Origin of the sequence: Limimaricola variabilis, from assembly GCF_034371605.1 — a bacterium.
Classification (GTDB): domain Bacteria; phylum Pseudomonadota; class Alphaproteobacteria; order Rhodobacterales; family Rhodobacteraceae; genus Limimaricola; species Limimaricola variabilis.
In genome coordinates this window covers 278,284-303,911 of the sequence record NZ_CP139691.1, presented here as the reverse complement: position 1 = coordinate 303,911, position 25,628 = coordinate 278,284, and the positions used below count along the sequence as shown (strand labels likewise).

At 67.7% G+C, this 25,628-nt stretch carries 24 protein-coding genes, 1 tRNA gene and 1 other RNA gene; 12 read left to right on the top strand and 14 right to left on the bottom strand.

The window, feature by feature from the left end; all coding sequences use genetic code 11:
- The first annotated feature begins 17 nt into the window (after positions 1-17).
- The 4 genes from T8T21_RS01540 to T8T21_RS01530 all read left to right on the top strand — a co-directional run bounded on the left by T8T21_RS01540 (position 18) and on the right by T8T21_RS01530 (position 1,793).
- Entirely contained in the window at positions 18-212 is a 195-nt protein-coding gene (locus T8T21_RS01540) for a helix-turn-helix transcriptional regulator (RefSeq protein ID WP_322336518.1), read from the top strand.
- 96 nt (positions 213-308) lie between these two features.
- Positions 309-599, top strand: coding sequence for a winged helix domain-containing protein (locus T8T21_RS20820; protein ID WP_407660084.1), 291 nt, complete (start codon positions 309-311; stop codon positions 597-599).
- Positions 600-710: 111 nt separating this feature from the next.
- Positions 711-1,241: a helix-turn-helix domain-containing protein gene (locus T8T21_RS01535; protein WP_407660083.1), complete on the top strand. Its 531-nt coding sequence runs from the start codon at positions 711-713 to the stop codon at positions 1,239-1,241.
- A 30-nt stretch (positions 1,242-1,271) separates the two neighbouring features.
- Positions 1,272-1,793, top strand: a complete 522-nt coding sequence (locus tag T8T21_RS01530; RefSeq protein WP_322336516.1) for a hypothetical protein — start codon at positions 1,272-1,274, stop codon at positions 1,791-1,793.
- Between the two features lie 1,317 nt (positions 1,794-3,110).
- Here T8T21_RS01530 and T8T21_RS01525 read toward each other — a convergent pair.
- Positions 3,111-3,200: transfer RNA gene (locus T8T21_RS01525), tRNA-Ser, on the bottom strand.
- 131 nt (positions 3,201-3,331) lie between these two features.
- Between T8T21_RS01525 and T8T21_RS01520 the strand changes: the two genes are divergently transcribed.
- Positions 3,332-4,477, top strand: a complete 1,146-nt coding sequence (locus T8T21_RS01520; RefSeq protein ID WP_322336515.1) for an AI-2E family transporter — start codon at positions 3,332-3,334, stop codon at positions 4,475-4,477.
- 30 nt (positions 4,478-4,507) lie between these two features.
- On the opposite strand, the gene T8T21_RS01515 is transcribed toward T8T21_RS01520, so the two are convergent.
- The 9 genes from T8T21_RS01515 to acuI form a co-directional block, all read right to left on the bottom strand.
- Entirely contained in the window at positions 4,508-7,141 is a 2,634-nt protein-coding gene (locus tag T8T21_RS01515) for a DUF3772 domain-containing protein (RefSeq protein WP_322336514.1), read from the bottom strand.
- Complete coding sequence (locus T8T21_RS01510) at positions 7,138-8,172, bottom strand: cysteine synthase A (RefSeq protein ID WP_322336513.1); 1,035 nt, start codon at positions 8,170-8,172, stop codon at positions 7,138-7,140. Before T8T21_RS01510 ends, T8T21_RS01515 begins: the two co-directional genes overlap by 4 nt.
- A gap of 51 nt (positions 8,173-8,223) precedes the next feature.
- On the bottom strand, positions 8,224-9,357 hold the full coding sequence (locus T8T21_RS01505; protein WP_322336512.1) for an NUDIX domain-containing protein: 1,134 nt from the start codon (positions 9,355-9,357) through the stop codon (positions 8,224-8,226).
- 3 nt (positions 9,358-9,360) lie between these two features.
- On the bottom strand, positions 9,361-9,801 hold the full coding sequence (locus T8T21_RS01500) for a TrgA family protein (RefSeq protein WP_322336511.1): 441 nt from the start codon (positions 9,799-9,801) through the stop codon (positions 9,361-9,363).
- A gap of 35 nt (positions 9,802-9,836) precedes the next feature.
- Positions 9,837-11,045, bottom strand: a complete 1,209-nt coding sequence (locus tag T8T21_RS01495; protein WP_322336510.1) for a cyclopropane-fatty-acyl-phospholipid synthase family protein — start codon at positions 11,043-11,045, stop codon at positions 9,837-9,839.
- A 47-nt stretch (positions 11,046-11,092) separates the two neighbouring features.
- A complete protein-coding gene (locus tag T8T21_RS01490; protein ID WP_322336509.1) occupies positions 11,093-12,538 on the bottom strand; it encodes a cryptochrome/photolyase family protein in 1,446 nt (481 codons plus the stop codon).
- Between the two features lie 49 nt (positions 12,539-12,587).
- Positions 12,588-13,700 (bottom strand): mechanosensitive ion channel family protein, encoded by a 1,113-nt coding sequence (locus tag T8T21_RS01485; protein ID WP_322336508.1) that lies wholly within the window; start codon positions 13,698-13,700, stop codon positions 12,588-12,590.
- Between the two features lie 120 nt (positions 13,701-13,820).
- Positions 13,821-15,536 (bottom strand): BCCT family transporter, encoded by a 1,716-nt coding sequence (locus T8T21_RS01480; RefSeq protein ID WP_322336507.1) that lies wholly within the window; start codon positions 15,534-15,536, stop codon positions 13,821-13,823.
- 146 nt (positions 15,537-15,682) lie between these two features.
- Complete coding sequence (gene acuI, locus T8T21_RS01475) at positions 15,683-16,672, bottom strand: acryloyl-CoA reductase (protein ID WP_183473122.1); 990 nt, start codon at positions 16,670-16,672, stop codon at positions 15,683-15,685.
- 156 nt (positions 16,673-16,828) lie between these two features.
- Between acuI and T8T21_RS01470 the strand changes: the two genes are divergently transcribed.
- Positions 16,829-17,869 carry a type 2 periplasmic-binding domain-containing protein gene (locus T8T21_RS01470; protein ID WP_322336506.1) on the top strand — a complete coding sequence of 347 codons (1,041 nt, stop codon included), beginning with the start codon at positions 16,829-16,831 and terminating at the stop codon, positions 17,867-17,869.
- Between the two features lie 45 nt (positions 17,870-17,914).
- On the opposite strand, the gene T8T21_RS01465 is transcribed toward T8T21_RS01470, so the two are convergent.
- Positions 17,915-18,466, bottom strand: coding sequence for a GNAT family N-acetyltransferase (locus T8T21_RS01465; protein ID WP_322336505.1), 552 nt, complete (start codon positions 18,464-18,466; stop codon positions 17,915-17,917).
- 102 nt (positions 18,467-18,568) lie between these two features.
- Between T8T21_RS01465 and ssrA the strand changes: the two genes are divergently transcribed.
- The 6 genes from ssrA (at position 18,569) to T8T21_RS01435 (ending at position 22,080) form a co-directional block, all read left to right on the top strand.
- Positions 18,569-18,924: a transfer-messenger RNA gene (gene ssrA / locus T8T21_RS01460) on the top strand.
- Positions 18,925-18,999: 75 nt separating this feature from the next.
- Positions 19,000-19,722, top strand: a complete 723-nt coding sequence (locus T8T21_RS01455; RefSeq protein ID WP_183473113.1) for a DUF1194 domain-containing protein — start codon at positions 19,000-19,002, stop codon at positions 19,720-19,722.
- A 55-nt stretch (positions 19,723-19,777) separates the two neighbouring features.
- Positions 19,778-20,221, top strand: coding sequence for an SspB family protein (locus T8T21_RS01450; RefSeq protein WP_183473186.1), 444 nt, complete (start codon positions 19,778-19,780; stop codon positions 20,219-20,221).
- Between the two features lie 77 nt (positions 20,222-20,298).
- On the top strand, positions 20,299-21,699 hold the full coding sequence (gene fumC, locus T8T21_RS01445; protein WP_322336504.1) for a class II fumarate hydratase: 1,401 nt from the start codon (positions 20,299-20,301) through the stop codon (positions 21,697-21,699).
- Positions 21,696-21,869 carry a DUF4169 family protein gene (locus T8T21_RS01440; RefSeq protein ID WP_322336503.1) on the top strand — a complete coding sequence of 58 codons (174 nt, stop codon included), beginning with the start codon at positions 21,696-21,698 and terminating at the stop codon, positions 21,867-21,869. Before fumC ends, T8T21_RS01440 begins: the two co-directional genes overlap by 4 nt.
- Entirely contained in the window at positions 21,862-22,080 is a 219-nt protein-coding gene (locus T8T21_RS01435) for a ribbon-helix-helix domain-containing protein (RefSeq protein ID WP_183473104.1), read from the top strand. The genes T8T21_RS01440 and T8T21_RS01435 overlap by 8 nt, the downstream gene beginning before the upstream one ends.
- 106 nt (positions 22,081-22,186) lie before the next feature.
- Here T8T21_RS01435 and T8T21_RS01430 read toward each other — a convergent pair whose 3' ends face one another.
- From T8T21_RS01430 to T8T21_RS01420, 3 genes are all read right to left on the bottom strand, one after another.
- Positions 22,187-23,557, bottom strand: coding sequence for a cytochrome P450 (locus tag T8T21_RS01430; protein WP_322336502.1), 1,371 nt, complete (start codon positions 23,555-23,557; stop codon positions 22,187-22,189).
- The gene (locus tag T8T21_RS01425; RefSeq protein WP_322336501.1) at positions 23,554-24,783 is read right to left on the bottom strand and encodes a hypothetical protein; all 1,230 of its coding nucleotides are present in this window, start codon (positions 24,781-24,783) and stop codon (positions 23,554-23,556) included. The genes T8T21_RS01430 and T8T21_RS01425 overlap by 4 nt, the downstream gene beginning before the upstream one ends.
- Positions 24,784-24,848: 65 nt before the next feature.
- Positions 24,849-25,604 (bottom strand): cytochrome c biogenesis CcdA family protein, encoded by a 756-nt coding sequence (locus T8T21_RS01420; protein WP_183473088.1) that lies wholly within the window; start codon positions 25,602-25,604, stop codon positions 24,849-24,851.
- Between the last annotated feature and the right edge of the window lie 24 nt (positions 25,605-25,628).

Here is a 25,628-nt window from a genome sequence, read left to right as displayed (position 1 = left end):
GCCGAAAAGGACAGTGCGTGACGCAACGCCATCTCCGACGTCCTGACGTCGAACATATGACCGGCTTGAGCCGGTCCAGCCTCTACGCGATGATGCAGAAGGGGCAGTTTCCGCGACCCGTCCGGCTGGGTGAGCGCGCGGTGGCATGGCCTGAAAGCGCCGTGCGGGACTGGCTTGCCAGTCGCCCCGTCGCCAATTCCAACATCGGGTAGAACAACACCCGCGTCTCAACGAGAGCGCGGGCGCTGGGTAGTGCATCACACGCCATCCATACCCGAGCCTGCCTCTCACTGAAAGAGGCTATCGCCATGATAGTGAACGTTCTTCTGCGGGAGGGCGAACGCCCTCGCACGCTTAGGCTCAAGGGTCGGCTGGGCTGGACTATGCACCAACTGGCACAAGCCGGGCCGCGCGGCCTCAGCACGTTGGAGCGTCCTGCGCCGCGCTGGTCTGGCTACGTCCATGACTTGCGCAAGCTGGGCATCTCCATTGAGACGGAAATGGAGCCGCACGAAGGGGCCTATAAGGGCCACCACGCGCGCTACCGGCTTGCTTGCGCGGTCGAGGTCACGCCCGTCGGCCGGGAGGCGCGGAAATGACCCCAGTGTTTTCCAAGAGCCCGACCCGCACCCCCACGCCCGGAACGCGCCGCGTGATGCGCAAGCACGGCCTGCCTGAACCCACGGCGCGACTGATCGCATCCTTGGCCTATGGAGGCCCGCACAATGGCTAGAGGCCGGAAAGGCAAGCGTTCGGAGGAGGGGCAATACGCCCCCCTCCCCTACGCGCTTCTCAAGTCGCCTGCATGGCGTGCGCTGTCAGGTCCAGCGATCAAGGTCTTGCTCGAGCTGCACACCCGCTACAACGGCGCGAACAACGGGAAGCTGTTCCTGTCGCTAAACGAGGCGGCGGAGACGCTCGGCATGGGCAAGGCGACCGCCCAGCGCGCTTTCGACGAGTTGCAGGACAAGGGCCTCTTGGTCCTGACCAAGCAAGGCAACTGGTACGGGCGGCAGGCCAACGAATGGCGCATCACCACCAAGCCCGAAAGCGGCAGGCCCCAGAGCACGGCCTCGAACGACTGGCGGTCGTGGCAACCAAAAACAGAACGCGGTTCTGTAGCGGACCCGTCAGCCTCGCCCATGGGTCCGCCCCGAAACCACCTCAAACGCCATGGGTCCGCTCGGAAACCCGTCAGGCCGGTTCTGCCGGTCGCCTCGGGTTCTGAGATGGACCGCTAATATATACCACTCCCCTGTAAGGAACGGGCCATGTCACAGCTTCCCGCCACGCCTTCCAAGCCACGCACCGCGCCGACGTTTAGCACCTCACCAAAAGGCGTCGTGAGCATCGAAACAGAGTGCCCTGACCAACTCCGGAGGCTTTTCGGGACCAATACGCGAGAGGCCGCGTCTGGCCTCATGCGCACGGCAATGAACGCGCTGGGCAGGTCAGGCGAGGACTACCGCGACCTGCTTGCCGCCATGGCTGTCGAGATCGAGCCCCGCGACGGCATCGAGGCCATGCTCGTCGTGCAGATGACAGCGACCCATACGGCGATGACCGAGATGGCGCGGCGAATGGTTGATACGTCGAGCAGCTATCAGGTTCGCGAAAGTCTGGAGCGCTCTATGACCCGGCTCAGCCGCACCTACCTCGCGCAGATGGAGGCGCTAAAGAAGCATCGCGCGAAAGCGCAGCAGACGGTCAGGGTTGAGCGGGTAATGGTTGAAAGCGGCGGGCAAGCTATTGTGGGCGCTGTCACCATGTCGCCGAGGAAGCGACAGACATAACCATGGAGGCACAGTTAATCTTAAAGCTTCAATCAAGCACAAAACCGCCTTCCGCCCGACTGCTTCACCCCCAACGATCCTGAATGTAGAAGGAATCAACTCAAGGATACTGGTCTATGCGCCAACGTCGTTTACTCATCCCCCTGGCCTTCACTGCCTTACTTGGTGCCTGCGCTCAGACTTCCGGGGTTATGCCTCTGGGCCCCGACACGTTCAGCATCGTCACTACTAACGAATTGGGTGGCGTGCTTGCGGCCAAGAAGGCTGGTCTTGAGCAAGCAAACGCATACTGCGCCAGCCGAGGCCAACAAATGGTAGTGATGCAGAGCCAGTCAGACGTTCGCCCCGATTGGGTTGGCGACCCTGTCGCTCATCACGACGTGACATTCCGTTGTCTGAATGCAGGGGACAGTCAGCTATCTCGTCCAGTAGTCGGCGCGAACAGCAACAGCCTCATTGTTCGATAAATCTTCTTAAGGATATGGCACAGAATGACGGACCTGCTGCCAGCAGGGGAAAGCGCTGGGGGTCATGAAAAACACCAGCGCTAACCCCATGCACCCTACTCAACGTTTGCAAGCAGCATCCAGATGCTCTGCTAGAACCAAACGCACAGGACAGCCATGCCAAGCGCCAGCCGTTCGAGGCTGGTCCGTTTGCCGTATGCATGGTGCGCGTGGCGGGGCACCTAGGGGCGCTGCGCACGGTCAATACAAGCACGGACTGTACGGCACCGAGTTGCTCGCCATAAGACACCTCGCGAGACGTCTCGCTAAACCGTTCTCCTAGCAGCAGATTGCGCCATTTATCGTCGATAGGTGTTCTTTACGAATCCCTTTGCGCCGCGCCAAATAGTTCCACCTGATGAGTGTGCGACACGCTTGCCAGATTTGAAAAGTCCTTTCAGAAGTCCCGCTCCGACGAACAAGAAGACGCTGACAAAAGCGCTGAAAATCCTACCCAACGTTCTCCCTCCTGAGCCGCTCATGCAAATCTGCCCGACGGCACTAATACAAGGCAACGATTCGACGCCCCCAGAGGCGGCGATGCCCCAGGGTAAATGAAAGCGAGTAGGCCATCGTATACCCGTGCTCCTTCACCACATGCATTGAGTTCGGGCGAAACGACCGGGGCGGGGTGTCCGAAAGCTTGCCCCCACCTTCAGGGACCGACATCACCCGCCAAATGCTCGTATCCACACTATGGGAAATGGCCCCGGGGCACTCCATGCGGATAACATATGGGGGCTAAAATGGGGGACGCCGAAGCGTCACAGCGATTTAAACGCTTGATTGGCATGGGAGTTTTTAGATTGATTGGCGGAGCGAGAGGGATTCGAACCCTCGAGACGGTTTCCCGCCTACACACTTTCCAGGCGTGCGCCTTCGACCACTCGGCCACCGCTCCGTTGCGGGCTCAGTAGCCAAGCGCGCAGGGCAATGCAAGGGGGCGAAGGACGGGGTTTTGCCTTCGATTGCCCCCGGGCCGCGGCTCGCCCATACTGTGGCGGCAAGCACGACGACGAGAACGCCGCTCAGATGACCCGACCCCCCCTGCCCGCGAGGCGCTCCGACCCGGATCGGCTGCGCGGCCCGCGTGATCCGCACCGCATCCAGGACGTGGCGCTGATCATCATCGCCTTCGCGGTGGTGCTGTTCCTGCTGGTGCAGGCGCGGTTCCTGCTGATCTCGCTGGTCACCGCCATCGTCATCTTCTCGCTGATGAGCGACGCGATCAATTTCATCGCCCGCGCCCGCATCGGACCGCTCGCGATTCCGAACTGGCTCGCCTCGATCGCCGCGGTCGTGGCCATCGCCGCGGCGCTGCTGCTCCTCACCTCCGTGGTGCTGGCGCAGGTCAACACCGTGCTGATCACCACGCTGAGCTATGTCGACCGGGCGCCAGAGGCGATCGCGGCGCTGTTCTCATGGGCAGGCGAGAGCACCGAGGCGGCGGTGCTGAACTCGGTCAGCACGATCGAGCTGGGCGGCTATATCCGCGCCTTCGCGAGCCAGGCCGGCAACCTGATGCAGGGCACCGTGCTGGTGATCCTCTTCGTCGGCTTCCTCTTCGCCGAACGAGTCTGGTTCTCGACCAAGCTGGTGAACTTCGTCGGCGACCCGGTGCAGGCCGACCGGGTCGGTCGGATCATCGGCTCGATCATCCGTCGGGTGAACCGCTACCTCGCGGTCAAGACGCTGGTGTCGCTGATGACCGGGGTGATGGTCTGGGCGCTGGCCGGGCTGTTCGGGCTGGAGCTCGCCGTGGCGCTGGGCATCCTCACCTTCCTGCTGAACTACATCCCCAATATCGGCTCGATCGTCGCCACGGCGCTGGTGGCGCTAGTGGCCTACGTCCAGCTCGGCGATCCGCGCACCACCGCGGCGATCTTCGCGATCACCGGGGTGATCCAGTTCATCAACGGCAACGTGCTCGACCCGATGATGATGGGCCGGGCGCTCAGGCTGTCGAGCTTCGGGATCATCATCAGCCTCGCCTTCTGGGGCGCGGTCTGGGGCATCCCGGGCATGTTCCTGTCGGTGCCGATCACCGTGGCGGCGATGATCGTCTGCTCGGAGATCCCGGTGCTCCGGCCGATCGCGATCCTGCTGTCGCGCGAGGGGCTGCCAGAGCCCGAGACCGAACGCCGCGAAGGCGAACAGCGTCGCGAGGCGGCCGAGTAGCGGAGATGCCGCCAACCGGCCGCCCCGGCCTCAGCTTTCGTCGCCCGGCGCCACCGGGCGCAGCGTCTCGGGGTTCTTGATCCACAGATCCCGCTGCGGATACGGGATTTCGATCCCCTCCGCCTTGAAACGGCGCGCGATCTCGTGGTTCATCTCGGACTGCACCGCGACCACGAAGTTGATGTCGCGCAGGATCGCCCGGATCTCGAAGTCGAGGCTGGAGGGCCCGAAGGCGCGGAACAGCACCGCCGGTGCCGGGTTGGCGAGCACCAGCGGGTGGTCTTCGGCGATGTCGCGCAGGATCGACTGCACCTTTTCCAGATCGCTGCCATAGGCGACGCCGACCGGCACGATCACCCGACCGACGGAGTTTCCGCGGGTCCAGTTGGTCACCTGGTTCGACACCAGATCGGCGTTGGGCACGATCACGTCGGTCCGGTCGAAGGTTTCGATCCGGGTCGAGCGCACCGAGATGTCGCGCACATAGCCCGACTGACCGCCGACCTCGATCCAGTCGCCCTCGCCGATCGGCCGTTCGATCAGCAGGATGATCCCCGAGACGAAGTTCGACACGATGTTCTGCAGGCCGAAACCGATGCCGACCGAGAGCGCACCGGCGACGATGGCGAGGTTCGATAGGTCGAGGCCGGCGGTGGTGATCGCCAGCAGCGCCGCCGTGGTGATGCCGACATAGCCGAAGCCGACCGCGACGGCGTTCTGGCCGCCGAGATCGAGCTTGGTGCGTGGCAGCACCACCGAGCGCAGCGCCCGCTGGACCAGGCGCGTCAGCGTGTAGCCGACCACGAACACGACCAGCAGCCACAGCAGGTCGGTCGGCTGTAGCCGCGTCTCGCCGAAGGAATAGCCCTCGCGGAAGCGGGTCCAGACCTCGGCCAGATCCTCGGGCCGGGCGCCCCAGATCAGCGCCAGCACCGGCGCGGCGGCAAGGATCAGGAACAGCCCGATCAGCACCGGCACCAGCGCGTCGCGGGCCAGATCCTCGGAGCCGGTCGCAACGGTCCAGACGTCGAAGACCAGCCGCTGCAGCAGCACCAGCACCCCGATCAGCATCATGGTCTTGATCGCCGGCACCAGGATCGCCTCGGACAATGCCGCGAAGCCCAGCACAGACACCAATGGCGCCAGCACCGCCACCACCATCGCGACCTTGCCGAGCACCGACAGCAGCGTCTGCCGGAAGCCGGTGGTGTCGCGCCGCGCGTTCTCGGGTTGCGGCGTGGGCGGGCTGGTTTCGGCGTCATGCGTCACCCCCGCCAGGGTCCGCCCCAGCAGGAACAGCGGCACCGCCACCAAGAGCTGCAGCGGCAGGTAGAGCGCCGCCACCGCGCCCTCGGGGGCGTCGGCGCTGGTGATCGCGGCCTGCGACAGCTGCTCGAAGGCGATCGCCCAGCCGAGCCACATCACCCAGCGGCGGGCCCGGTTCTGGCGATGGATGGCGATGCCCGCGATCGGCTGCGCCGCCTCCGGGCCGAAGAACTGCCCGGCCATCCAGCGGGCGAGCAGCACCGACAGACCCGCGACCGGCAACGCCACCAGCAGCGCGCCCGCGCGTGGCCCGTCGAGACCCAGCCGTTCGAGCGCCTGCGCGATCAGAACGAGACCCGCGAAGGGCAGCCCGACCTGTCCGAGAGAAACCGCAAAGCCCAAGGCCCGCGAGCCGCGCCGGTCGGCCTCGAGGATCCGGCGGCGCAGATGCCGCGCCCATTGCCCGGCCCGCATCAGCAAGCCGCCCGCGAGCGCCAGCGGCAGTGCCTGCACCAGCGCCGCGATCGTGGCCTCGCGCAGTCCCGGCGTGGTCCATCGCGCCAGCAGCTCGGTTCCCAGCGCCTCGGCCCGCTCGAAGGCCACAACCAGCGCACCGGGCCAGAGCGCGGGATTGAGCGGTGAAGGACCGCGATTGCCGAGCGCGGCGCCACGGCGTTCGCGGATCAGCCGGTCGATCTCGCGGATCAGACCGTCGGCATGGGCATAGGCCTCGTCGGCGAGACGGATCGGCGCGCGCAGGCGCATCAGATCCTGGCTGAGGGCTGCGCGGCGCTCGGCGACGGCATCGTCCTCGGCGCCGGATTCGGGCGCGGCGCCCAGCGCGGTCAGCTGCGCTTCGACGGTCGCGATTCGCGCCGAATTGGCGCTGCGCGCCTGCTGGAACCGGTCGCGCCAGACCACGAGATCGGTCCGCAGGCGCTGCAGGGCGAAATCGGATCCCTGCCCGCGCTCGGACACCGCCGCGCTGCGCGCCGCGGTGCGCTCCCAGCTATCCCAGTCCACGCCGCTCTCGGCCAGCACCTGCGCCAGCGGGCCGCTGCCCGGCAGGCTCGGCGTTTCCGGGCCATAGGCGGTCGCGGGGGTGAGAGGCTCGGCATCCGCCTCCCCCTCCGCCGGCGCGGTCTCGCCTTCGGCCGGCTCGCCCTCGGCCTCGGCGACCTCGGGGCTCAGCGCCTCTTCGACGGTTGCCGCCGGGGCGTCGGACGGCACCGGATCGGTCGCCTCCTGCGCCGCCTCGGGCGCGTCGAAAAGCCCGCCGGGCGCCGGGTCGATCCCTTGCGCGACGACGGGTCCGGCCGCGATGACGAGCCAGATCGGCAGCATCAGCCGCCGAGCCAGGCGCGCACCCTCGCGGGCCGCGAAGGATGGGGCGCTCATGCGTCCTCGAAGACGCCCGGGATCGAAGACGGGCCCCGGTCGAGCCAGTCCGGCGCGGGCAGGCCCTTCGCCTTGAGGAAATCGGGGTTGAACAGCTTGGACTGGTAGCGTGTGCCGTAATCGCACAGCACCGTCACGATGGTATGGCCCGGCCCGAGCTCGCGGGCGAGACGAATCGCACCGGCAATGTTGATGCCGGACGAACCGCCAAGGCAGAGCCCCTCATGCTTGAGCAGATCGAACACGATCGGCAGCGCTTCGCTGTCGGGGATCTTGTAGCTGAAATCGGGGGTGAAGCCCTCGAGATTGGCGGTGATCCGGCCCTGGCCGATGCCCTCGGTGATCGAATCGCCTTCGGCCTTCAGCTCGCCCGTGGTGTAGAAGCTGTGCAGCGCCGCGCCTTCAGGATCGGCCAGCGCGATCTTCACGCCCTTGGGCTGAAGCGCCATGCCGACGCCTGCCAGCGTGCCGCCGGTGCCCACCGCGGAGACGAAGCCGTCGACCTTGCCCTGCGTCTGCTCCCAGATCTCCGGGCCGGTAGCGTCGATATGCGCCTGCCGGTTGGCTACGTTGTCGAACTGGTTGGCCCAGAGGACGCCCTCGGGCGTGGTCTTGGACAGCTCCTCGGCGAGGCGGCCGGAATAGCGGACATAGTTGTTCGGATTGCGGTAGGGCGCGGCGGGGACCTGCACCAGTTCGGCCCCGGCGAGCCGCAGCATGTCCTTCTTTTCCTGGCTCTGGGTCTCGGGGATGACGATGACCGTCTTGAAGCCCATCGAGGCGCCCACCAGCGCGAGACCGATGCCGGTATTACCGGCGGTACCCTCGACGATGGTGCCGCCGGGCTTGAGCGTGCCCTTCGCGACAGCGTCGCGGATCATCCACAGCGCGGCGCGGTCCTTGACCGACTGGCCGGGGTTCAGGAACTCGGCCTTGCCCAGGATCTCGCAGCCCGTGGCCTCGGAGGCGGCACGCAGCCGGATCAGGGGTGTGTTGCCGACGGCGGCGGCGAGGTCGGATTTGATGTCCATTTGGCGGCCTTTCCTGTTCTGCCCGAGCAATAGGCAGGGAGCGCCGGGAACTCAAGCATCCCGCATTCCCGCCTCGGCGCGCAGTCGCGCACGATTCTGTGCGAGCCAGTGAAGCATGGCCAGCATCGGGAGCACGTCGATCTCTCCCGTGGCGGCAAGTGCCATCGCCCGCTCGAAGCCCACGACATGCAGCCGCAGATCCTCATGCTCCTCCTCCAGCCCGCCATGCCAGCCCTCGGCCTGCGGCAGATCGGCGAGGGCGAGGAAGCAGTGGAAGTAATCGGTGCTCGACCCGGGGCTGGGATAGCCGGCGAAGATCGGGATCAGCCGATCTGCCCCGAGCGTCAGCCCCGCCTCCTCGCGGGTCTCGCGCAGCGCCGCCTCGGCGGGGCTCTCGCCCGCGTCGACGATCCCCGCCACCGGCTCGAGGCACCACGGGTTGGCCGCCCCCCGCCGGGCCGGGCCGCTGCGGAACTGCTCGACCATCAGCAGCCGGTCGCGCCGCGGATCGTAGGGCAGCACCAGCGCCGCATCGACGCCGACCAGCACCTCGCGCGGCAGATCCTCGGCCCTGCCGCCGTCGAAGCGGCGATGCGACAGCCGCATCTGCGACAAACGGAAGAACTGGCCTGCGGGCGGCGCAACCTCGCGCCACTCGCTGTCGTTTGGGCGCGCCGGATGGCGCAGTTCGGCGGGAGCCGGTTCGGCGGCGGCACGCCGGCGCGCATCGGCCCGGGCTGCGATCATGCCCCGTTGACGGGCAAAGCTCGCGGGATCGAGCGGGGGTTGATGATCGGCGATCTCGCCCGCCATCAGCGCCCAGCGCGCGGCCGCTCCGGCCCGCCATGTCGCCTCGTCCCATTCCGGGGCGTCCTGCTCCGGTGTCGTGGTATGCAGCATGACCTCGCAAGCCGGTCCCTGCGCAGGGGAGACACCGGCCATGCGGGGCGCAGCACCCAGCGCAGAGTGGTAGGCCGCCAATCGTCGGGCCGCCCTGCCCTCCGGCGACGCCACCACGACGCCCTCGACCACGCCGCCGGGCTGGGGCACGAGTCCCGGCACATCGTCCGGCGCGCCGCGCAGGGCATGGCCATCGAGCCGGGCTGGCCGGCCTTCCAGAAGATTGCCGGTCACGGCCAGATAGGTCGCCGGATCGGCCAGCGGTCCGAAGACGAAGATGTCCATGCGTCAGGCCGCCTGCGAGCGCGTGAACTCGAGCAGCAGCCCGATGACGGCCCCGCCCGCCAGCAGCATGATGATCACCTCGGGCGTCGCCAGCCGCTGCGCGCTTTGCAGCATGAAATCGACCATCGCCTCGATCGTGTCGGAGGGGTCGCTGTGCCGACCGCGCATCGAGGCGCGCAGCGCGTAAAGCGAGCCATGCACCAGGAGCACGGCGAGTAGCCCGACCACCATCGTGGTGATGCCGTTGCTGAGCCCTTCGACGATGCCGCCGCCGGCGCGCGGACCGGCCATGAACCAGCCGATGCCAATCCCGATCACCGCGTTGATCTCGGGCGTGCGCGGGATCGTCTCGAGATCATCGAGCAGCGGCATGGCGATAAGCGAGACGACATATCCCAGCGCGGCGAAGAGCAGCGCGCCCACGAGCTTCGAGGCGGTCGGCATCTGTCTGTCTCCTCTTGCGGCATCGGGCGGTCCGGTCAGCCCGGTCGGCTCAGCGTGAACTGGCTGACATCGCAATTGCCAGAGCGAAAGGTGCTGGCGCAAGCGCAGAGGTAGAAATTCCACATCCTGCGGAAACGCGCGTCGAAGCCGAGCGCCCGTGCCTCTTCCCAGCGAGCGTTGAAATTTTCGTGCCAGATCCTGAGCGTGCGCGAATAGCTCTCGCCGAAGCTGGCCGCGCTCTCCATCCGCAAACCGGCCTCTTCCGCCAAGCGCCGCAGGATGCCGGGGCTGGGCAGCATGCCGCCCGGGAAGATGTATTTCTGGATGAAGTCGACGCCCTGCCGATACTGCGCGAAGCGGTGATCCGGCAGGGTGATGACCTGCAGCGCCGCGCGGCGGCCCGGGTGCAGCCGGTCGCGCAGCCCGTCGAAATAGACCGGCCAGTAACGCTCACCCACCGCTTCGAACATCTCGATGCTGGCGATGCCGTCATAGCTGCCCCGCACGTCGCGGTAATCCTCGAGCCTGAGCTCGACCCGGTCGGACAATCCGGCCCGCGCGATCCGGTCGCGGGCATAGTCGAGCTGCGCCGCGCTCAGCGTCAGCCCGGTCACCTTGAGCCCCCTCTCGCCCGCCGCGTATTCGGCGAAACCGCCCCAGCCGCAGCCGATCTCGAGCACATGATCGCCCGGCACCACGCCCAGCCGGTCGACGAGGCGTTCGTATTTGTGGCGTTGCGCCGCCTCGAGGCTTTGCTGGCTGCCCTCGAACAGTGCCGATGAATAGGTCATCGAAGGGTCGAGCCAGAGCGCGTAGAAATCATTGCCGAGGTCGTAGTGGTGGCGGATGTTGCGCCGCGCCTGGCCCCGGCTGTTGGAGCGCAGCCAATGGCGCATCCGCTCCAACCGGCGCAGCCAGCCCTGCCCCGGAAAGCCGTAGAACAGCGTCTCGACCTCGTCATGCGCGAGATCGAGGAGCGTCATCAGGTCAGGCGTCGACCAGTCGCCGTCCATGTAGGCCTCGGAGAACCCCAGGTCCCCCTCGCGGATCAGCCGGGCAAAGCAGTCGGGATCGTGGATCGCGATCTCGGCATGGCGGCCGGGTGCGGCGCCCTCGGCCCGGAATCGCCGCCCGTCCGGCAGCACGAAGTCGAGCCGCCCGCCGCGCATGCCCTGCATCATGGCAAAGACCTGCGCGAAGTAGCGCGGCAAATCGCTCTGGCCCTCGGTGCTGGTCAGGATCATCGCCACTCTCCGTGCTTTCCAGCAGCTTACGGATCGCGGCGCAGTTGTCACCCGTTCGTGACATCGCCTCCTTCAGCGCTGCCACGCAGCGTCGCATAGGCCGCCAGCGCGCGGTCGCGCCCCTCGGCCGCGCCGACGATCGGCTCGGGATAGGGCATCGTGGCCGAAAGCCCCCAGGCGCGTGGCGCGGCGGCAAGGAAATCGCAGGCGGTCTGGGGCGGATCGGCCTGGCCTTCGGCGATCCAGGCGCGGCGATAGGCGCCGTCGGGGTCGAACTTCTCGGCCTGGCTCACGGGGTTGTAGACCCGAAAATACGGCGCGGCGTCGGGGCCGGAGCCCGCGATCCACTGCCAGCCCAGCGCGTTGTTGGCCGGGTCCCAGTCGACGAGGCAATCGGCGAACCAGTCATGGCCGATCTTCCAGTGGGTCTGCAGGTGCTTGGTCAGGTAGGAGCCGGTGATCATCCGGGCGCGGTTGTGCATCCGCCCCGTGGCGTAGAGTTCGCGCATCGCGGCATCGACCAGCGCCATGCCCGTTCGGCCCCGCTTCCACGCGGCGGCCTCGGCGCTGTCGCCGTCCTCCGACCACGGAAACCGGTCCCATTCGGCGCGCCAGTTGCGCGAGATCAGGCGAGGCGTGTGATGCAGCAGGTGATAGGCGAAGTCGCGCCAGACCAGTTCCTTGCGGAAATGCTCCGCCCCCTCGGCGCCGGCCTCGCGCGCCGCCAGCGCGGCCCGGTAGCAGGCATGGATCGAGATCTCGCCATAGGTGAGGTTCTCGGACAGGCCCGAGGTGCCCTCGATGTCGGGTCGGTCGCGGGCGAGGGCGTAATCGGCGATCCGCTCCGCGACGAAGCGATCCAGCCGATCGCGCGCCGCCCTCTCGCCTACCACCAGATATTTGGTCACCACCGCGCCGCCCCGGTTCATGCCGCGCGCCATGTGCCAGTCATCGAGACGGTCGCTCTGAGGCCAGCTTTCGGGCGCGGGCAGCCGCGCAGGCGGGGCAAGCGGCGCATCCGGCAGGCGGTCGCGCACCGCCTTCATGTAGGGGGTATAGACCTTGTAATAGCCGCCCGTCTTGGTCTCCACGCTATCGGGTTCGAACAGCAGGTGGCCGGGGAAGTCACGGGTCTCGATTCCTTCGGCGTCGAGCCCGGCCATCACCTCCGCGTCGCGCGCCCGGGCACCGGGATCGTAGGCGCGGCTCCACCAGACGGCGCGCGCGCCGGTCTCGGCGCAAAGCGCGCGCAGGCTATCCAGCGCCCGGCCACGCCGCAGGATCAGCTTTGCTCCGATGGCGTCGAGATCGCGCGCGAAGCTCTCGACCGAGAGGCCGAGGCGAAACCGCGGCGCGGCGCCCTGCGCTTCGACCACCTCGTCGTGGAGAAAGACCGGGATCAGCGGCGCGCCGGTCTCCTGCGCCTCGGCCAGCATCGGGTGATCGGCGAGCCGCAGGTCGCGACGGAACCAGAGCAGGATCGGATCGGGCATCGGCAACTCCTCGGCGCTTTGGTCCGGAGCTAGCGCCCGGCCCGCTCGATCAAGCCACGCCGTCGCGTCGCACCTCCGTCGCGGGATGGCCAGTCTGCACGGTCAGCTCCTCGCGGGTGCGCGGCAGCGCGTACGGGATCTCGGCCTGGATCCAGGCGACCAGCTTCTCGCGGATCTCGCAGCGCAGGTCGAAGGCGCGCCCGGCATTGCGGGCCGAGGCCAGCACCCGGACCTCCATCACCCTTTCACGGAAATCGGTGACGGCGAGGTTGAACACGTCGCCGTCCCACAGCTTGCTCGCCTCGGTGATCTCGCGTGCCTTGTCGCGGATCCGGTCGATCGGGGCGGAATGGTCGAGATAGATCAGCACCGAGCCGATCAGGGTGGAGTTCTCGCGGGTCCAGTTCTGGAAGGGCTGCTCGATGAAGTAACTCAGCGGCACGATCATCCTGCGCCAGTCCCAGATCCGGATCACCACATAGGTGGAGGTGATCTCCTCGACATTGCCCCATTCCCCTTCGACGATCAGCGCGTCGTCGATGCGGATCGGCTGGGTCATGGCGAGCTGGATACCCGCGAAGAGGTTCTTGAGCACCGGCTGCAGCGCGATGCCCGCCACGAGGCCCGCCGCCCCAGCCGAGGCCAGCAGCGACACGCCGTATTGGCGGACCTCCTCGAAGGTCATCAGCGCGGCGGCGATGGCGACGATCGAGATCAATACAGAGGCGACGCGCAGGAATATCTTGGTCTGGGTGACATGCTTGCGCGCAAGGAGGTTGTCCTCGGCATCGAGGGTGAAGCGGCGCAGATGCAGCTTGGCCCAGACGTCGAGCACCACGCGCGCGACCCAGCCCACCAGGAGGATCGTCCCCACCAGCACGAGGTGCTGCAGCCCGCGCTCATCCGATGGCGAGAGCGGTGCGACGGCGGCGGCGGGGGCCATGAAGAAGAAGATCAGCCCGAGCCGGGCGGGACCGCGCGTCTGGCGCACAAGTTCGCGGCGGAACAGCGCGCTGCTCTGCGCCCAGCGCCCCAGCGCGCGGTAGATGAGCGCGTGGACGAGGCAGGCCAGCGCGATGGCGAGCCCGAAATCGATCAGGATCACGGCCCAGGCCGGCAGCCAGCCGAGGCCGAGATCGGAGAATGTCTGAAACAGCATCATGGGGCGGGATGATAGGGGCGCGATCCGTGGCGGAAACCCCCTCCGGCCGGCGCTTTTGCCGCGTTGCGGCAAAAGCCCGCGCAGATGGCGGCCCCAAAACCGAGGCCGCCACTTTTGACATCAGGGAAGCGGATTCTTCCGCTCGTTCCGCAGCGCGATGAAGATCGCCACGCACATCAGCAGCAGCAGGAAGGCGAAGGGGAAGCCGGTGGCCACCGCCATCGCCTGCAGCGCGGCGAGACCGCCGCCCAGGAGAAGGGCGATCGCGACGAGACCCTCGAACACGCACCAGAAGATCCGCTGCGGCAGCGGGCCGTCGACCTTGCCACCCGAAGTGATGGTGTCGATCACGAGGCTACCCGAGTCCGACGAGGTAACGAAGAACACGATCACCAGCACCACACCGATCAGCGAGGTGATCTGGGTCAGCGGCAGTTGGCTCAGCATCTCATAGAGCTGCACCGGCAGCGCCGCCTCGGCTGCGCCCTGGAAGTTGTCCTGCACCACCTGGGTGATCGCGGTGCCGCCGAAGACGGTCATCCACAACACGCAGACCAGCGACGGCACGAGCAGCACCGCGATCATGAATTCGCGCACCGTGCGGCCGCGGCTGACGCGGGCGATGAACATGCCGACGAAGGGCGACCAGGAGATCCACCAGGCCCAGTAGAAGGCGGTCCAGCCTTGGCTGAAGTTGGCATCCTCGCGCCCGAAGGGCTGGCTCAGCGCCGGGAAGTTCACGATATAGGCCCACAACGCCGCGAAGAAGCCGGTGATGATCTCGGCGGTCGGGCCGACGAACAGCACGAAGAGCAGCAGCAGGAAGGCCAGCACCATGTTGATCTCGGAGGCGCGTTTCACCCCGCCGTCGAGACCGGCCATGACCGAGATCGTGGCGATGCCGGTGATCGCGAGAATCAGCAGGATCTTGAGGCCCGCACCGGTGCGGCCAACCTCCTCGCCATCGGCGCCGATGACCGGGTTGTCGTAACTCAGCCCGAAGAGGTAGCGCCCGCCCTCGGTCGCATCGCCGGTGCCGAACAGGAAGTTCATGCCAGCCAGAGCCTGCTCGGCGCCGAAGCCCAGCGAGGTGGCGAGGCCGAACAGCGTCGCGAAGACCGCGACCACGTCGATGATGTGCCCGGTCCAACCCCAGACCCGCTCACCGAAGATCGGGTAGAAGGCCGAACGGATCGTCAGCGGCAGGCCCTGATTGTAGCTGAACAGCCCCAGCGCCAGCGCCACCACGGCGTACATCGCCCAGGGGTGCAGGCCCCAGTGGTAGATCGTGGCGGCCATGCCGAGCCGGCGCGCGGCCTCCGGATCGCCCGGCGCCCCCGACAGCGGCGCCCAGCTTTCGGGCGAACCGGCGCCCTCGGCCACCGAGGTGGAGAAATGCGACAGCGGCTCCGAGACGCCGTAGAACATCAGGCCGATGCCCATGCCGGCGGCGAACAGCATCGCGAACCAACCGGCATAGCCGTAATCAGGCCGCGCGCTGGCGCCGCCCAGCCGGACCGAGCCCAGCGGCGTCACGATCAGCAGCAGGCCGAACAGCACGAAGATGTTGCCGCCGAGAATGAAGAACCACGAGAAGTTGGCGGTGAGCCAGTCGCGCAGGCTGCTGAAGGCCGAGGTCGCGGCCTCCGGCACCATCAGCGTGCCCAGAACGAACGCCACGATCCCCAGCCCCGCGATCAGGAAGACCGGGTTGTGGATGTCGAGGCCGAATGGCCCGATCTGCGTCTGGATGTTGTCCTGACCGACCTCGTAGTCGGTCTCGTCGATGAGCCGCGTCGTCTCCGCAGCCTCTGGATCGGTGTCCGGCGTCGTCATCGTCACCCCCAATGCTTGATATCACGCAAAAACCTAGGCCCGGAGGCCCGAGGTCAAGAAATCGTGCGTCTGTCATATCATAGCATGGAACGCGACCCCGCGGCGCGGCGCGGCGCGGGGTCAACCGGGGCGTGTCGAAACAGACCTCAGCCCGCGACCTCGACCACGACGCGACCGCGCACCTGGCCCTTGAGGATCTCGGCCCCGAGTTCGGGCAGATCCTCGAGCCGCGCGGGCCGGATCATCGCGCGCAGCTTCTCCATCGGCAACTCGCGCGCGATCCGTTCCCAGGCCTCGACCCGGCGATCATAGGGCTGCATCACGCTGTCGATGCCCAAGAGGTTCACGCCCCGCAGCAGGAAGGGGATCACCTTGGCCGGCAGGTCGGCGCCGCCCGCAAGGCCCACCGCCGCGACCGAGGCGCCGTAATTCATCTGCCCCAGCACACGCGCCAGCATTGCCCCGCCCACCGCGTCGACGCAGCCGGCCCAGCGCTCGCTCTCCAGCGGCTTCTTGGTGACCTCGTTCAGCTCGGAGCGCGGCACGATCGACGCGGCGCCGAGATCGCGCAGGTAATCCTCGGTCTCGGGGCGCCCGGTGACGGCGGCGACCTCATGGCCCTGCGAGGCGAGGATCGCCGTGGCAACCGATCCGACGCCGCCCGCCGCGCCGGTGACCAGCACCGGCCCCTGCCCGGTCTTCAGCCCGTGCTGCTCGAGCGCCATCACCGCGAGCATCGCGGTCAGACCGGCGGTGCCCACGGCCATGGTGTCGCGCGTGGACAGCCCCTCGGGCAACGGCACCAACCAGTCTGCCTTGACCCGAGCGCGGGTGGCATAGCCGCCCCAATAGGCCTCGCCGACCCGCCAGCCGGTGAGGATCACCTTGTCGCCGGGCTTGTAACGCGCGTCGTCGGAGGCCTCGACCGTGCCGGCGAAATCGATGCCCGGCACATGCGGGTAATTCCGCACGAGGCCACCGCCCGGCCCGATGCACAGCCCGTCCTTGTAGTTCAGCGTGGAATACTCCACCGCCACCGTGACCTCGCCCTCGGGCAGCCGGTCATCCTCGAGCTCGCGCACCGCCGCATGGGTCGCCCCCGCCTCGTCCTTCTCGACCAAAAGCGCCTTGAACATCTGCATCCCTCCCCGGGTCTCGTCTGTCGGCGGCCATGAATGCACGTCGCGCGGCATGGTGCAATCGGCGGTGACGCACGGCACTTGAAGCGGCGCGGGGCCGCTTCTAGGCTCCACCTGCCGCGCAGTCAGCGCGGCGCCAACGGGAGCCAATGAATGAACAAGTTCCGCCTCTTGGGTGCCGCGTCGCTCGCTGCCCTCGCCACCGCCGCCGTTTCGCAGGAGGGCGGGCTGACCGTGCTCGACTATCCCGGCTTCGAGGATCCGGCCTTCCACCCGGCCTTCTCGGAAACCCATGGCGAACCGAGCTTCTCCTTCTTCGGGGACGAGGAAGAGGCGTTCCAGAAACTGCGCTCGGGCTTCCGTGCCGACATCACTCATATCTGCGCGGGCTCGGTCACCAAATGGGCCGAGAGCGGGCTGATCGAGCCTTGGGACACGAGCCGGATCGACGCCTGGGACACGATCGACCGCAACCTCACCGGTCAGCAGGTGAGCGCCGGTGGCGACGATGTCTTCTTCATCCCCACCGATTTCGGCTCCACCGCGATCGCCTACAATCCCGACGAGGTCCTGGCCGAGGACGTCGCCACGCTCGAGGTGTTCAAGAACCCCGCCTATGCGGGCCGCATGGCGCTGCCCGACAACGTCGACGACGCCTTCGCCCTGGCCTATCTCGCCACCGGCACCACCGACTGGACCCAAGCCACCGACGAGCAGTTCGAGGCGGCGGCGAACTGGCTGCGCGAGGTTCATCCCAACCTGCGCACCTACTGGACCGACCCGGCCGAGCTGAGCCAGCTGATGGCCACCGGCGAGGTGCTGGTGAGCTGGGCATGGAACGAGACCTACCCGACCATGGTCGAGGAAGGCCGCCCGATCGGCTTCGAGCGCGAGGCCGAGGAAGGCTCATCGCTGTGGCTGTGCGGCTACGTCAACATGAAGGACGCGCCGGGCTCCGAAGACCAGGCCTATGACTACATCAATGCGATGCTGGCGCCCGAAGCGGCGATGCCGCTGCTCGAGGCGGGCTTCGGTTCGGCCAACGCCGCCGCGCTGGGCGAGATCGACGAAGCGACGCTCGAGGCGTCGGGCATCGCCCCGATCGACGCGCCGGTGCTGGCGCAGCTGTCGATTCCCAACGAGCGGCGCGAGCAGCACGCCGAGACCTTCGAGATGATCAAGTCGGGCTTCTGAGCCTTTCTTAACGAAACATGGTCGGGGCCGCGATCGCGGCCCCGGTCACCGAATGTCCGACGCGGGGGTCTGTGCCAGACGCGGCGCCTCGCGCAGCCGCCCCATGATGTGGCAGTCGATCAGCTCGCCCGCCCGCAGCGTGTCGCCCCGCTTGGTGCCCTCAATCTCGAATCCGTGCCGCTCGTAGAGCCGGATCGCGGCCACGTTGTCGGTGTTCACCTCGAGTTCGAGGCGGCGCAGCCCGAGCCAGTGATCGGCAAGATCGAGAAGCGCCCGCAGCATCGCAGTACCGTGGCCTCGGCCGACATGATCGTCATGCACGATCAGGAGGATCTCGCCGACATGCGCCCTGCGCCTCTGGCGGGGCAACAACCCGCCATGGGCCACGATCTCTTCGGCGCCGGTCGCGTCGCGGATCACCCCGACCAGCAGATGATCCTCGCGGCCGGCCGCCAAGCGTTGTTCGAGCCGCGCATTGGGGCCGAATGGCAGTTGCAGCGTGCCGTGCCGCACGCCGGGCAGGTTCGTCATCGCGGTCAGCGCCGCCGCGTCGCCCGGCTCGGCCGCGCGGATGGTGAGGGAGGATGTCTCGTTCATCCGGTCAGGCTACCGGCGCGCGCGGATCGCGGCCACCGAAATGCGCATGCCGGAATGCTATGCGACCCGGTGCGTCGAGAGCCAAGGCTTTCGGTCCCGCCCCCCCTTTTCATCGCCCGCGCCCGCACCTATATTCGACCCGTTCCCTCGTGGAACTATGGACATAAACGCGCCTGTAATAAGCGGATCGGACCCGGGGGCGGTACCCGGCGGCTCCACCAATCATCCCTCGTTGGGGGCAGATGGGGCCGAAATAGGATCGACGAACGTGTAAAGAGGATGGCTTTGTCCCGGTGAGGTACCACCGTTATCGGTCCGATATGTACAGTTGCCAACGACAACCGTGCTCCGGCAATGGCTGTGGCTGCTTAAGCAGTCTCGGTCCGCCGAAACTTAAGCCCTAGCGCCTAGCCGCGTTAGGCGGGGTTCGCAGGCACCTGGCAACAGAAGCCTGCACTTCCTCCCTCCGCCGAGATTCACCCTGACGGGACAAGACGCTTGCCGCCGCGCCTCGGCCCGGTGCAGCATGGGTCATGCTCCGGCTGTTCCTCGCCCTCGGCTGCGCGCTGTGGCCCGCTATGGCTGGCGCCTGCGACACGGCGCTGGTGCTGGCGATGGACGTGTCGAACTCCGTCGACGAGGCCGAGTACCGGCTGCAGGTCGACGGGCTGGCCGACGCGCTGACCGATCCGGTGGTGGCCGAGGCCGTGCTTTCGGGACAGGTCGCGATCGCGGTGCTGCAATGGTCGGATTCGCGCCAGCAGGTCGTCACACAGCCTTGGGTTCAACCGCGCGGCCGGGCTGCCCTCATGGCGCTCGCTACTTCGGTCCGGACCACGCCGCGCGCTTTCGTCATGGGCGGCACCGCCCCGGCCGAGGCGCTCGACGCCGCGCTCGACCTCTTTGCCGTCGCGCCCGCCTGCCATCGCCGTGTGGTCGACGTCTCGGGCGATGGCACCCCCAATGACGGCGGCGATGTCGGCGCGGCGCAGCGCCGGGCACAGGCGATGGGCGTGACCGTCAACGGGCTCGCGATCGAAAGCCTCGGCCTCGCCATCACCGGCTTCTACCGCAATCGCGTCGCCACGCGGGACGGCTTCGTCATCACCGCGCGGGGCCACCGCGACTACCCGCGTGCGATCCGGCTGAAACTGCGCCGGGAGCTGGTGCAGCTCATCGGCGGGCTCGCGCCGCCACAGGATGCCGGACCCCCTTTCATCCAGCATCGAATCCCCTATGCTTGGCCCGAACGTTAAAGGATGACGCAACGTGACCCGGCCTGCCAATCGCTCGATCGACTATGGAAACCTCATGCATCGGGCGATGCGCGGGCTGATCCAGGAGGTGCTGTCGCGCGTCGCGGCCGAAGGCCTGCCGGGCAAGCACCACTTCTTCATCACCTTCGACACCATGCATCCCGACGTGGAGATCGCCGACTGGCTGTCCGATCGTTATCCGGGCGAGATGACCATCGTCATCCAGCACTGGTTCGACGGTCTCTCTGTCACCTCCGAGGGCTTCTCGATCACTCTGAATTTCGGTGACAGCCCGGAGCCGCTCTACATCCCCTTCGACGCCATCCGCACCTTCGTCGACCCCTCGGTCGAGTTCGGCCTGCGCTTCGAGACGCAGGACGACGAGGAGGAGGACGAGGACGAAGAGGCGCCGATGCAGGAGATGGCCGAGCCCGAGGAGGAGCCCGCGAAGAAGGGCGCCGCGCAGGTCGTCAGCCTCGACAGCTTCCGCAAGTCCTGAGCACCGGCATTTAGACGATTGCCCAGAGGGCGGCCCACGCGGTAGATGGCATGCGACTGCATACCAGGGAGATCGCGATGAGCCAGACCAGCCCCACCCGCACCGAATCCGACAGCTTCGGCCCGCTCGAGGTCCGCTCGGACCGCTATTGGGGGGCGCAGACCCAGCGCTCGATCATGAACTTCCCGATCGGCTGGGAAAAGCAGCCGGTGGCGATCGTCCGCGCGCTGGGCGTCATCAAGCAGGCCTGCGCCGAGGCCAACAAGGCGCGCGGCAAGCTCGATTCGAAGCTCGCCGACGCGATGATCCAGGCCGCCTCCGAGGTTGTGGCCGGCAAGCTCGACGATCACTTCCCGCTCGTCGTCTGGCAGACCGGCTCCGGCACCCAGTCGAACATGAACGCCAACGAGGTCATCTCGAACCGCGCCATCGAGATCCTCGGCGGCACGATCGGCTCCAAGGAGCCGGTGCATCCCAACGACCACGTCAACATGGGCCAGTCGTCGAACGACACCTTCCCGACCGCGATGCACATCGCCGTCGCCACCACCGCGCGCGACGTGACGCTGCCGGGGCTGGAGAAGCTGCACGCAGAGCTGGCGGCCAAGGCCGAGGCGTTCAAGGACATCATCAAGATCGGCCGCACCCACACCATGGACGCGACGCCGCTGACGCTGGGCCAGGAGTTCGGCGGCTACGCCCACCAGGTCGCGATGGGCATCCGCCGCGTCAAGGCGGCGCTGCCGGCGATCTACGAGCTGGCGCAGGGCGGCACCGCCGTCGGCACCGGGCTCAACACGCCGCAGGGCTGGGGCGAGACCGTGGCCGAGAACATGGCGAAGATCACCGGCCTGCCCTTCGTCACCGCGCCGAACAAGTTCGAGGCGCTGGCCGCGCATGACGCGATGGTCGAGATGTCGGGCGCGCTGCGCGTGGTCGCGGGCTCGCTGTTCAAGATCGCCAACGACATCCGCCTCCTGGGCTCCGGCCCCCGCTGCGGCCTGGGCGAGCTGATGCTGCCCGAGAACGAGCCCGGCTCCTCGATCATGCCCGGCAAGGTCAACCCGACCCAGTGCGAGGCGCTGACGCAGGTCTGCGCCCATGTCATGGGCAACGACGCGGCTGTGGGTTTTGCCGGGTCGCAGGGCCATTTCGAGCTCAACGTCTACAAGCCGATGATCGCCTACAACGTGCTGCAGTCGATGCAACTCATCGGTGATGCGGCGGTGGCCTTCACAGACAACTGCGTCGCGGGAATCGAGGCCAACGAGGAGCGGATCGGCAAGTTGATGCGCGAGAGCCTGATGCTGGTCACCGCGCTGGCGCCGACCATCGGCTATGACAACGCCACCACGGTCGCCAAGACCGCGCACAAGAACGGCACGACCCTGAAGGAAGAGGCGATCAACCTCGGCTTCGTCGATGCCGAGACCTTCGACCGCGTGGTGCGCCCCGAGGAGATGATCGGCCCGAAATGAAGCCGGTGAACCTGAACCAGTTCAGGAAGCAGAAGGCGCGGGCCGAAAAACGGGCCCGTGCCGACGTCAATGCCGCGAAGTTCGGCCGCTCCAAGGCCGAGAAGTCTCGTGACGCGGCCGAGGCCGAAGCGGCGGCGAAGCGGCTCGACCAGCATCGCCGCGATGAGTGACGGGCGCCCGGTCAAGCGATCGCTGACGCTGCACGGGCACCGCACCAGCGTTTCGCTGGAAGACGTGTTCTGGCGCGCCTTCCGCGACATCGCCGCGACCGAGGGGCGAACCATCAACGGGCTGGCGGCCGAGATCGACGAGGCCCGGGGCGATGTCGGCCTCGCCTCGGCGATCCGGGTCTTCGTGCTTCGGCATTTCATGCAACGCTGAGGGCGACGCGCCGGGTCGAGGCCTGACCGCCCTGCCAGAATTGGCCGACTTGGGCCTCACACCACGCCGCACGCCGCCCCTTTCCCCGCTTACGAACTGGCAGACCTCAGGGGTTTCCCTGACCCCGCTCGGTCACCCGCAACCTGATCCCGCCTTTCGATCGGACCGTCAGCTGGGCCACCGGCACCGGAACGTCGCCCTCGACCGGCTCGAAGCGATAGCGCCGCAGCAGCGCCGCCAGCAGCACCGCCGCCTCGGCCATGGCAAAGCCCGCGCCGGGACAAACGCGGGGACCGGCGCTGAACGGCATATAGGCCGCGCGGGCGCTCTCCCTGGCCTCGGGCCTGCTCCAGCGATCGGGATCGAAGACGTCCGGATCGCGCCAGAGCCGTTCGTGCCGATGCAGGTGCCATGGCGACAGCACCACCTGCGTGCCGCGTCCGAGTGCCCGGTCGCGGAACCGCTCCGGGCGCGTCATCTCGCGCACCATCATCGGTACCGGCGGGTAGAGCCGCAGCGCCTCGCGCGTGACGTCGCGGATCAGCCTCAGCCCAGACAGCGCCGAGAATGTCCCGTCGAACCCCCTCGCCTCCTCGGCGGCGCGCTCCTGCAACTCGGGATGCGTCGCGAGCAGATAGAGCGTCCAGGCCAGGCTCGCCGCGCTGGTTTCGTGCCCGGCGAGAAAGAAGATCGCCACCTGATCGACCATCTCGGACGAGGAGAACGTTTCGCCGCTCTCCGGGTCGGGCGTGGTCATGATCTTGGTGGCGAGGTCCGATGGCGCGCGGCCTTCGGCGATGTCCCGCGCCCGTGCCTCGACCAACCCGGCGATCAGCGCCCGGATCTCGCGCGCCGTGGCCCGCGTTCGGCGCGAATGCAGCCGGGGCATCCAGCTCGGCCCCTTCACGAAGGCCGCGAGGTTGAGAAGCGGCTGGCTGCGTTGATGGGCATGGAAGGCGGCGAATGTGGCGGCCGCCACCTCATGCTCGATCGGGATCGAGAACAGCGTGCGAAAGATCACGTCGGCTGCGGCATGGCTCGCCTGCGGTTCGATATCGACCGGACGGCCATCGGCCAGCGGCGCAAGCCGTGCGGCGGCCGCCTCCCCGGCGGCCAGCATCGCGGCGAAACTCTCGCGCAGGCGTCCGCCCTCAAAGGCCGGATCGATGATCCGCCGCTGCCGCTCCCACTGCTCGCCATTGGTGAGAAAGACCGAATGACCGAGCAGCGGCCGCAGCCCGGCGGCGATCCGGTCGGATTTCGGAAAGTCGCGCGGCCGCTCCTTCAGCACCAGCCGCAGCAGCGCCGGGTCGTTGACCATCACCGAACGGAAGAACGGCGTGCGGAAGTCGGCCATCCAGGCGCGGTAGAGCCGCGCCGGCTGGGCCGAGAGAATGTCGACCCTGAACAGGCGCAGATGTCGCCACAGCGACACCCGGGCCGCGCGCGGCACCGGTTTGGGCGGCAGCGGGCTCATGCGGCGGTGGTGACGTGCGGCGACAGGGCGCGGCGGATCGCGGAGCGTGAGGCGGCGCGTCCCGCGAAGCGGTCCGCCAGCGTCAGCGGACCGGCGGTGACGCGGAAATAGTCGTAATCACCGGGCCGGTCGAAGGCGCAGAGATACTGGAAATGCAACCGAAAGAAGCGCCAGCGCAATTGCCGCCAACGCGCCGGGCTGAGCGTCTGCGTGAAGGCCGCCGAGATCACCAGCGGCCAGCGCTGATGGTCCGGCGCCACGCCTGAAACGGCCACCGGGTCGCACAGCGCGAAGGCGCAACCATCGCCCGGTGCGGTGACGTCGACCCAGGCAAGCTCGTCCCGCGCGCTCAGATATGCGAGATCGGCGCGCAGCCGCGCCGCGCGCGGCAAAAAGGACATCATCGGCACCACCTGCCCCAGCGACAGGAAGCCGAGGCTCGGCCCGCCCTCGGGCCGCCGCCCGGCGCGGATGAGGTCCGACAGGACCGAGACGGCGAGATGGGCGCCGGAGGAGTGTCCGACCACCAGCACCTCGTCGACATCCGCGCGCAGCGCCGCCGCGATCCGGTTTTCGAACAGCGCCAGCCTCGCTTCGAGCGCGTCCGGATTGGCCCCGCCCCAGCGCGCGGCGAAGGCGTAGTCATGCATCAGGTAATAGGCGAAGAAGCGGCGATCGTGTCGCCGGAACCACTCCAGCAGCGCCCAGCACACCGCCATCAGCACGGGCCAGTAGGCGATCGCACCCGGCACCCCCAGCCGCGTCGCGCCCCAGGCCGCCGCGCGCCCCGCCAGCGCGCCCGCGGCCAGCGCGAGGCCGAGTTGCATGAGCAGCATCGCCACCGGGTAGAGCGCGGCGATCACCGGCCCCTTGCGCAGTCGCATCAATCGGCGCAGCGCGCCCGAGGCGATATAGGTCCAGGCCGTGCGGAGGAGCTGGAGATAGGTCGCGACCACGCCGCCGCGCATCTGGTCACGCACGATGTCCGACCAGACGAGCACCTCGAATTCGGAGCGCACCTCGGCGCCCTCGATCCGCGCCGTCACGTCCCAGCCAAAACGGCGCCCCTGCGCCGCCGTCAAAGCGATGTCGATGTCCGAGATTTCCGCCTGAGCGGCCGCCTCGCGGCGGTAGAGCTCGCGATAGCGCCTCGGATGGATGGGATCGAAGCCCGGCACGTAGAACACGATCCGTCGCCGCACCCGCCCGGTTGTCGATCCATCCATCGCCGCTCTCCTCTCGGGCCCAGACTAGAGGAGGAAACGGGCGTCCATAAGGCCCATCCGGGGCGTCAGCCGAGCGCGGCCAGCGCCGGGAAGGTTTCGAGCAGCCAGAAGCTGAAATCCGAGAACTGCCCGGTCAGCATCATCAGGCCGACCGTCCACAGCAACAGCCCCGAGGTCCGCTCGATCCGGCCCATATGCCGCTTCATCCAGCCCATGACGCCGGTCAGGCGCGGGAAGAAGGCGGCGAAGAGCAGGAAGGGAATGCCCAGCCCGGCGGCGTAGATCGCCAGCAGCAGCGCCCCGCGCGTGACGTCGGCCTCGGTCGCGGCGAGACCGAGGATGGTGCCGAGGATCGGACCGAGGCACGGCGTCCAGCCAAAGGCGAAGGCCAGCCCCAGCACGTAGGCGCCAAAGGCCGACCCGCCGCGGTCACCGCCCGAAAGACGCGCCTCGCGATCGAGGAACGGGATGCGGATCACGCCGGTGAAATGCGCGCCGAACACCATGATGGTGACCCCGGCGATCAGGTTGAACCAGTCCTGGAACTGCAGCAGCGCGCGGCCCAGCGCCGAGAAGGCGACCCCGAGCAGCAGGAACACCGTCGACAGGCCCAGAACGAAGAACAGCGCCGCGGTCATCACCCGCCGCCGGTCGCGCGCCGGCGCCGACAGCTCGGTCACCGACACCCCGCCCATATAGGCAAGATAGGGCGGCACGATCGGCAGAACGCAGGGGCTGAGGAATGACAGCAGCCCGGCCGACAGGGCGATCATCATCGCCGGCAGCAGGGTCGCGTCGAGGATCATTTCGGCTGAGAACATCGGGCCTCCTTGTAAGCCGCGAGG

Coding starts and splice junctions, on each gene's coding strand:
- T8T21_RS20820 (WP_407660084.1), top strand. CDS start 309: ATGATAGTGAACGTTCTTCTGCGGGAGGGCGAACGCCCTCGCACGCTT.
- T8T21_RS01535 (WP_407660083.1), top strand. CDS start 711: ATGGAGGCCCGCACAATGGCTAGAGGCCGGAAAGGCAAGCGTTCGGAG.
- T8T21_RS01530 (WP_322336516.1), top strand. CDS start 1,272: ATGTCACAGCTTCCCGCCACGCCTTCCAAGCCACGCACCGCGCCGACG.
- T8T21_RS01520 (WP_322336515.1), top strand. CDS start 3,332: ATGACCCGACCCCCCCTGCCCGCGAGGCGCTCCGACCCGGATCGGCTG.
- T8T21_RS01515 (WP_322336514.1), bottom strand. CDS start 7,141: ATGAGCGCCCCATCCTTCGCGGCCCGCGAGGGTGCGCGCCTGGCTCGG.
- T8T21_RS01510 (WP_322336513.1), bottom strand. CDS start 8,172: ATGGACATCAAATCCGACCTCGCCGCCGCCGTCGGCAACACACCCCTG.
- T8T21_RS01505 (WP_322336512.1), bottom strand. CDS start 9,357: ATGGACATCTTCGTCTTCGGACCGCTGGCCGATCCGGCGACCTATCTG.
- T8T21_RS01500 (WP_322336511.1), bottom strand. CDS start 9,801: ATGCCGACCGCCTCGAAGCTCGTGGGCGCGCTGCTCTTCGCCGCGCTG.
- T8T21_RS01495 (WP_322336510.1), bottom strand. CDS start 11,045: ATGATCCTGACCAGCACCGAGGGCCAGAGCGATTTGCCGCGCTACTTC.
- T8T21_RS01490 (WP_322336509.1), bottom strand. CDS start 12,538: ATGCCCGATCCGATCCTGCTCTGGTTCCGTCGCGACCTGCGGCTCGCC.
- T8T21_RS01485 (WP_322336508.1), bottom strand. CDS start 13,700: ATGATGCTGTTTCAGACATTCTCCGATCTCGGCCTCGGCTGGCTGCCG.
- T8T21_RS01480 (WP_322336507.1), bottom strand. CDS start 15,536: ATGACGACGCCGGACACCGATCCAGAGGCTGCGGAGACGACGCGGCTC.
- acuI (WP_183473122.1), bottom strand. CDS start 16,672: ATGTTCAAGGCGCTTTTGGTCGAGAAGGACGAGGCGGGGGCGACCCAT.
- T8T21_RS01470 (WP_322336506.1), top strand. CDS start 16,829: ATGAACAAGTTCCGCCTCTTGGGTGCCGCGTCGCTCGCTGCCCTCGCC.
- T8T21_RS01465 (WP_322336505.1), bottom strand. CDS start 18,466: ATGAACGAGACATCCTCCCTCACCATCCGCGCGGCCGAGCCGGGCGAC.
- T8T21_RS01455 (WP_183473113.1), top strand. CDS start 19,000: ATGCTCCGGCTGTTCCTCGCCCTCGGCTGCGCGCTGTGGCCCGCTATG.
- T8T21_RS01450 (WP_183473186.1), top strand. CDS start 19,778: ATGCATCGGGCGATGCGCGGGCTGATCCAGGAGGTGCTGTCGCGCGTC.
- fumC (WP_322336504.1), top strand. CDS start 20,299: ATGAGCCAGACCAGCCCCACCCGCACCGAATCCGACAGCTTCGGCCCG.
- T8T21_RS01440 (WP_322336503.1), top strand. CDS start 21,696: ATGAAGCCGGTGAACCTGAACCAGTTCAGGAAGCAGAAGGCGCGGGCC.
- T8T21_RS01435 (WP_183473104.1), top strand. CDS start 21,862: ATGAGTGACGGGCGCCCGGTCAAGCGATCGCTGACGCTGCACGGGCAC.
- T8T21_RS01430 (WP_322336502.1), bottom strand. CDS start 23,557: ATGAGCCCGCTGCCGCCCAAACCGGTGCCGCGCGCGGCCCGGGTGTCG.
- T8T21_RS01425 (WP_322336501.1), bottom strand. CDS start 24,783: ATGGATGGATCGACAACCGGGCGGGTGCGGCGACGGATCGTGTTCTAC.
- T8T21_RS01420 (WP_183473088.1), bottom strand. CDS start 25,604: ATGTTCTCAGCCGAAATGATCCTCGACGCGACCCTGCTGCCGGCGATG.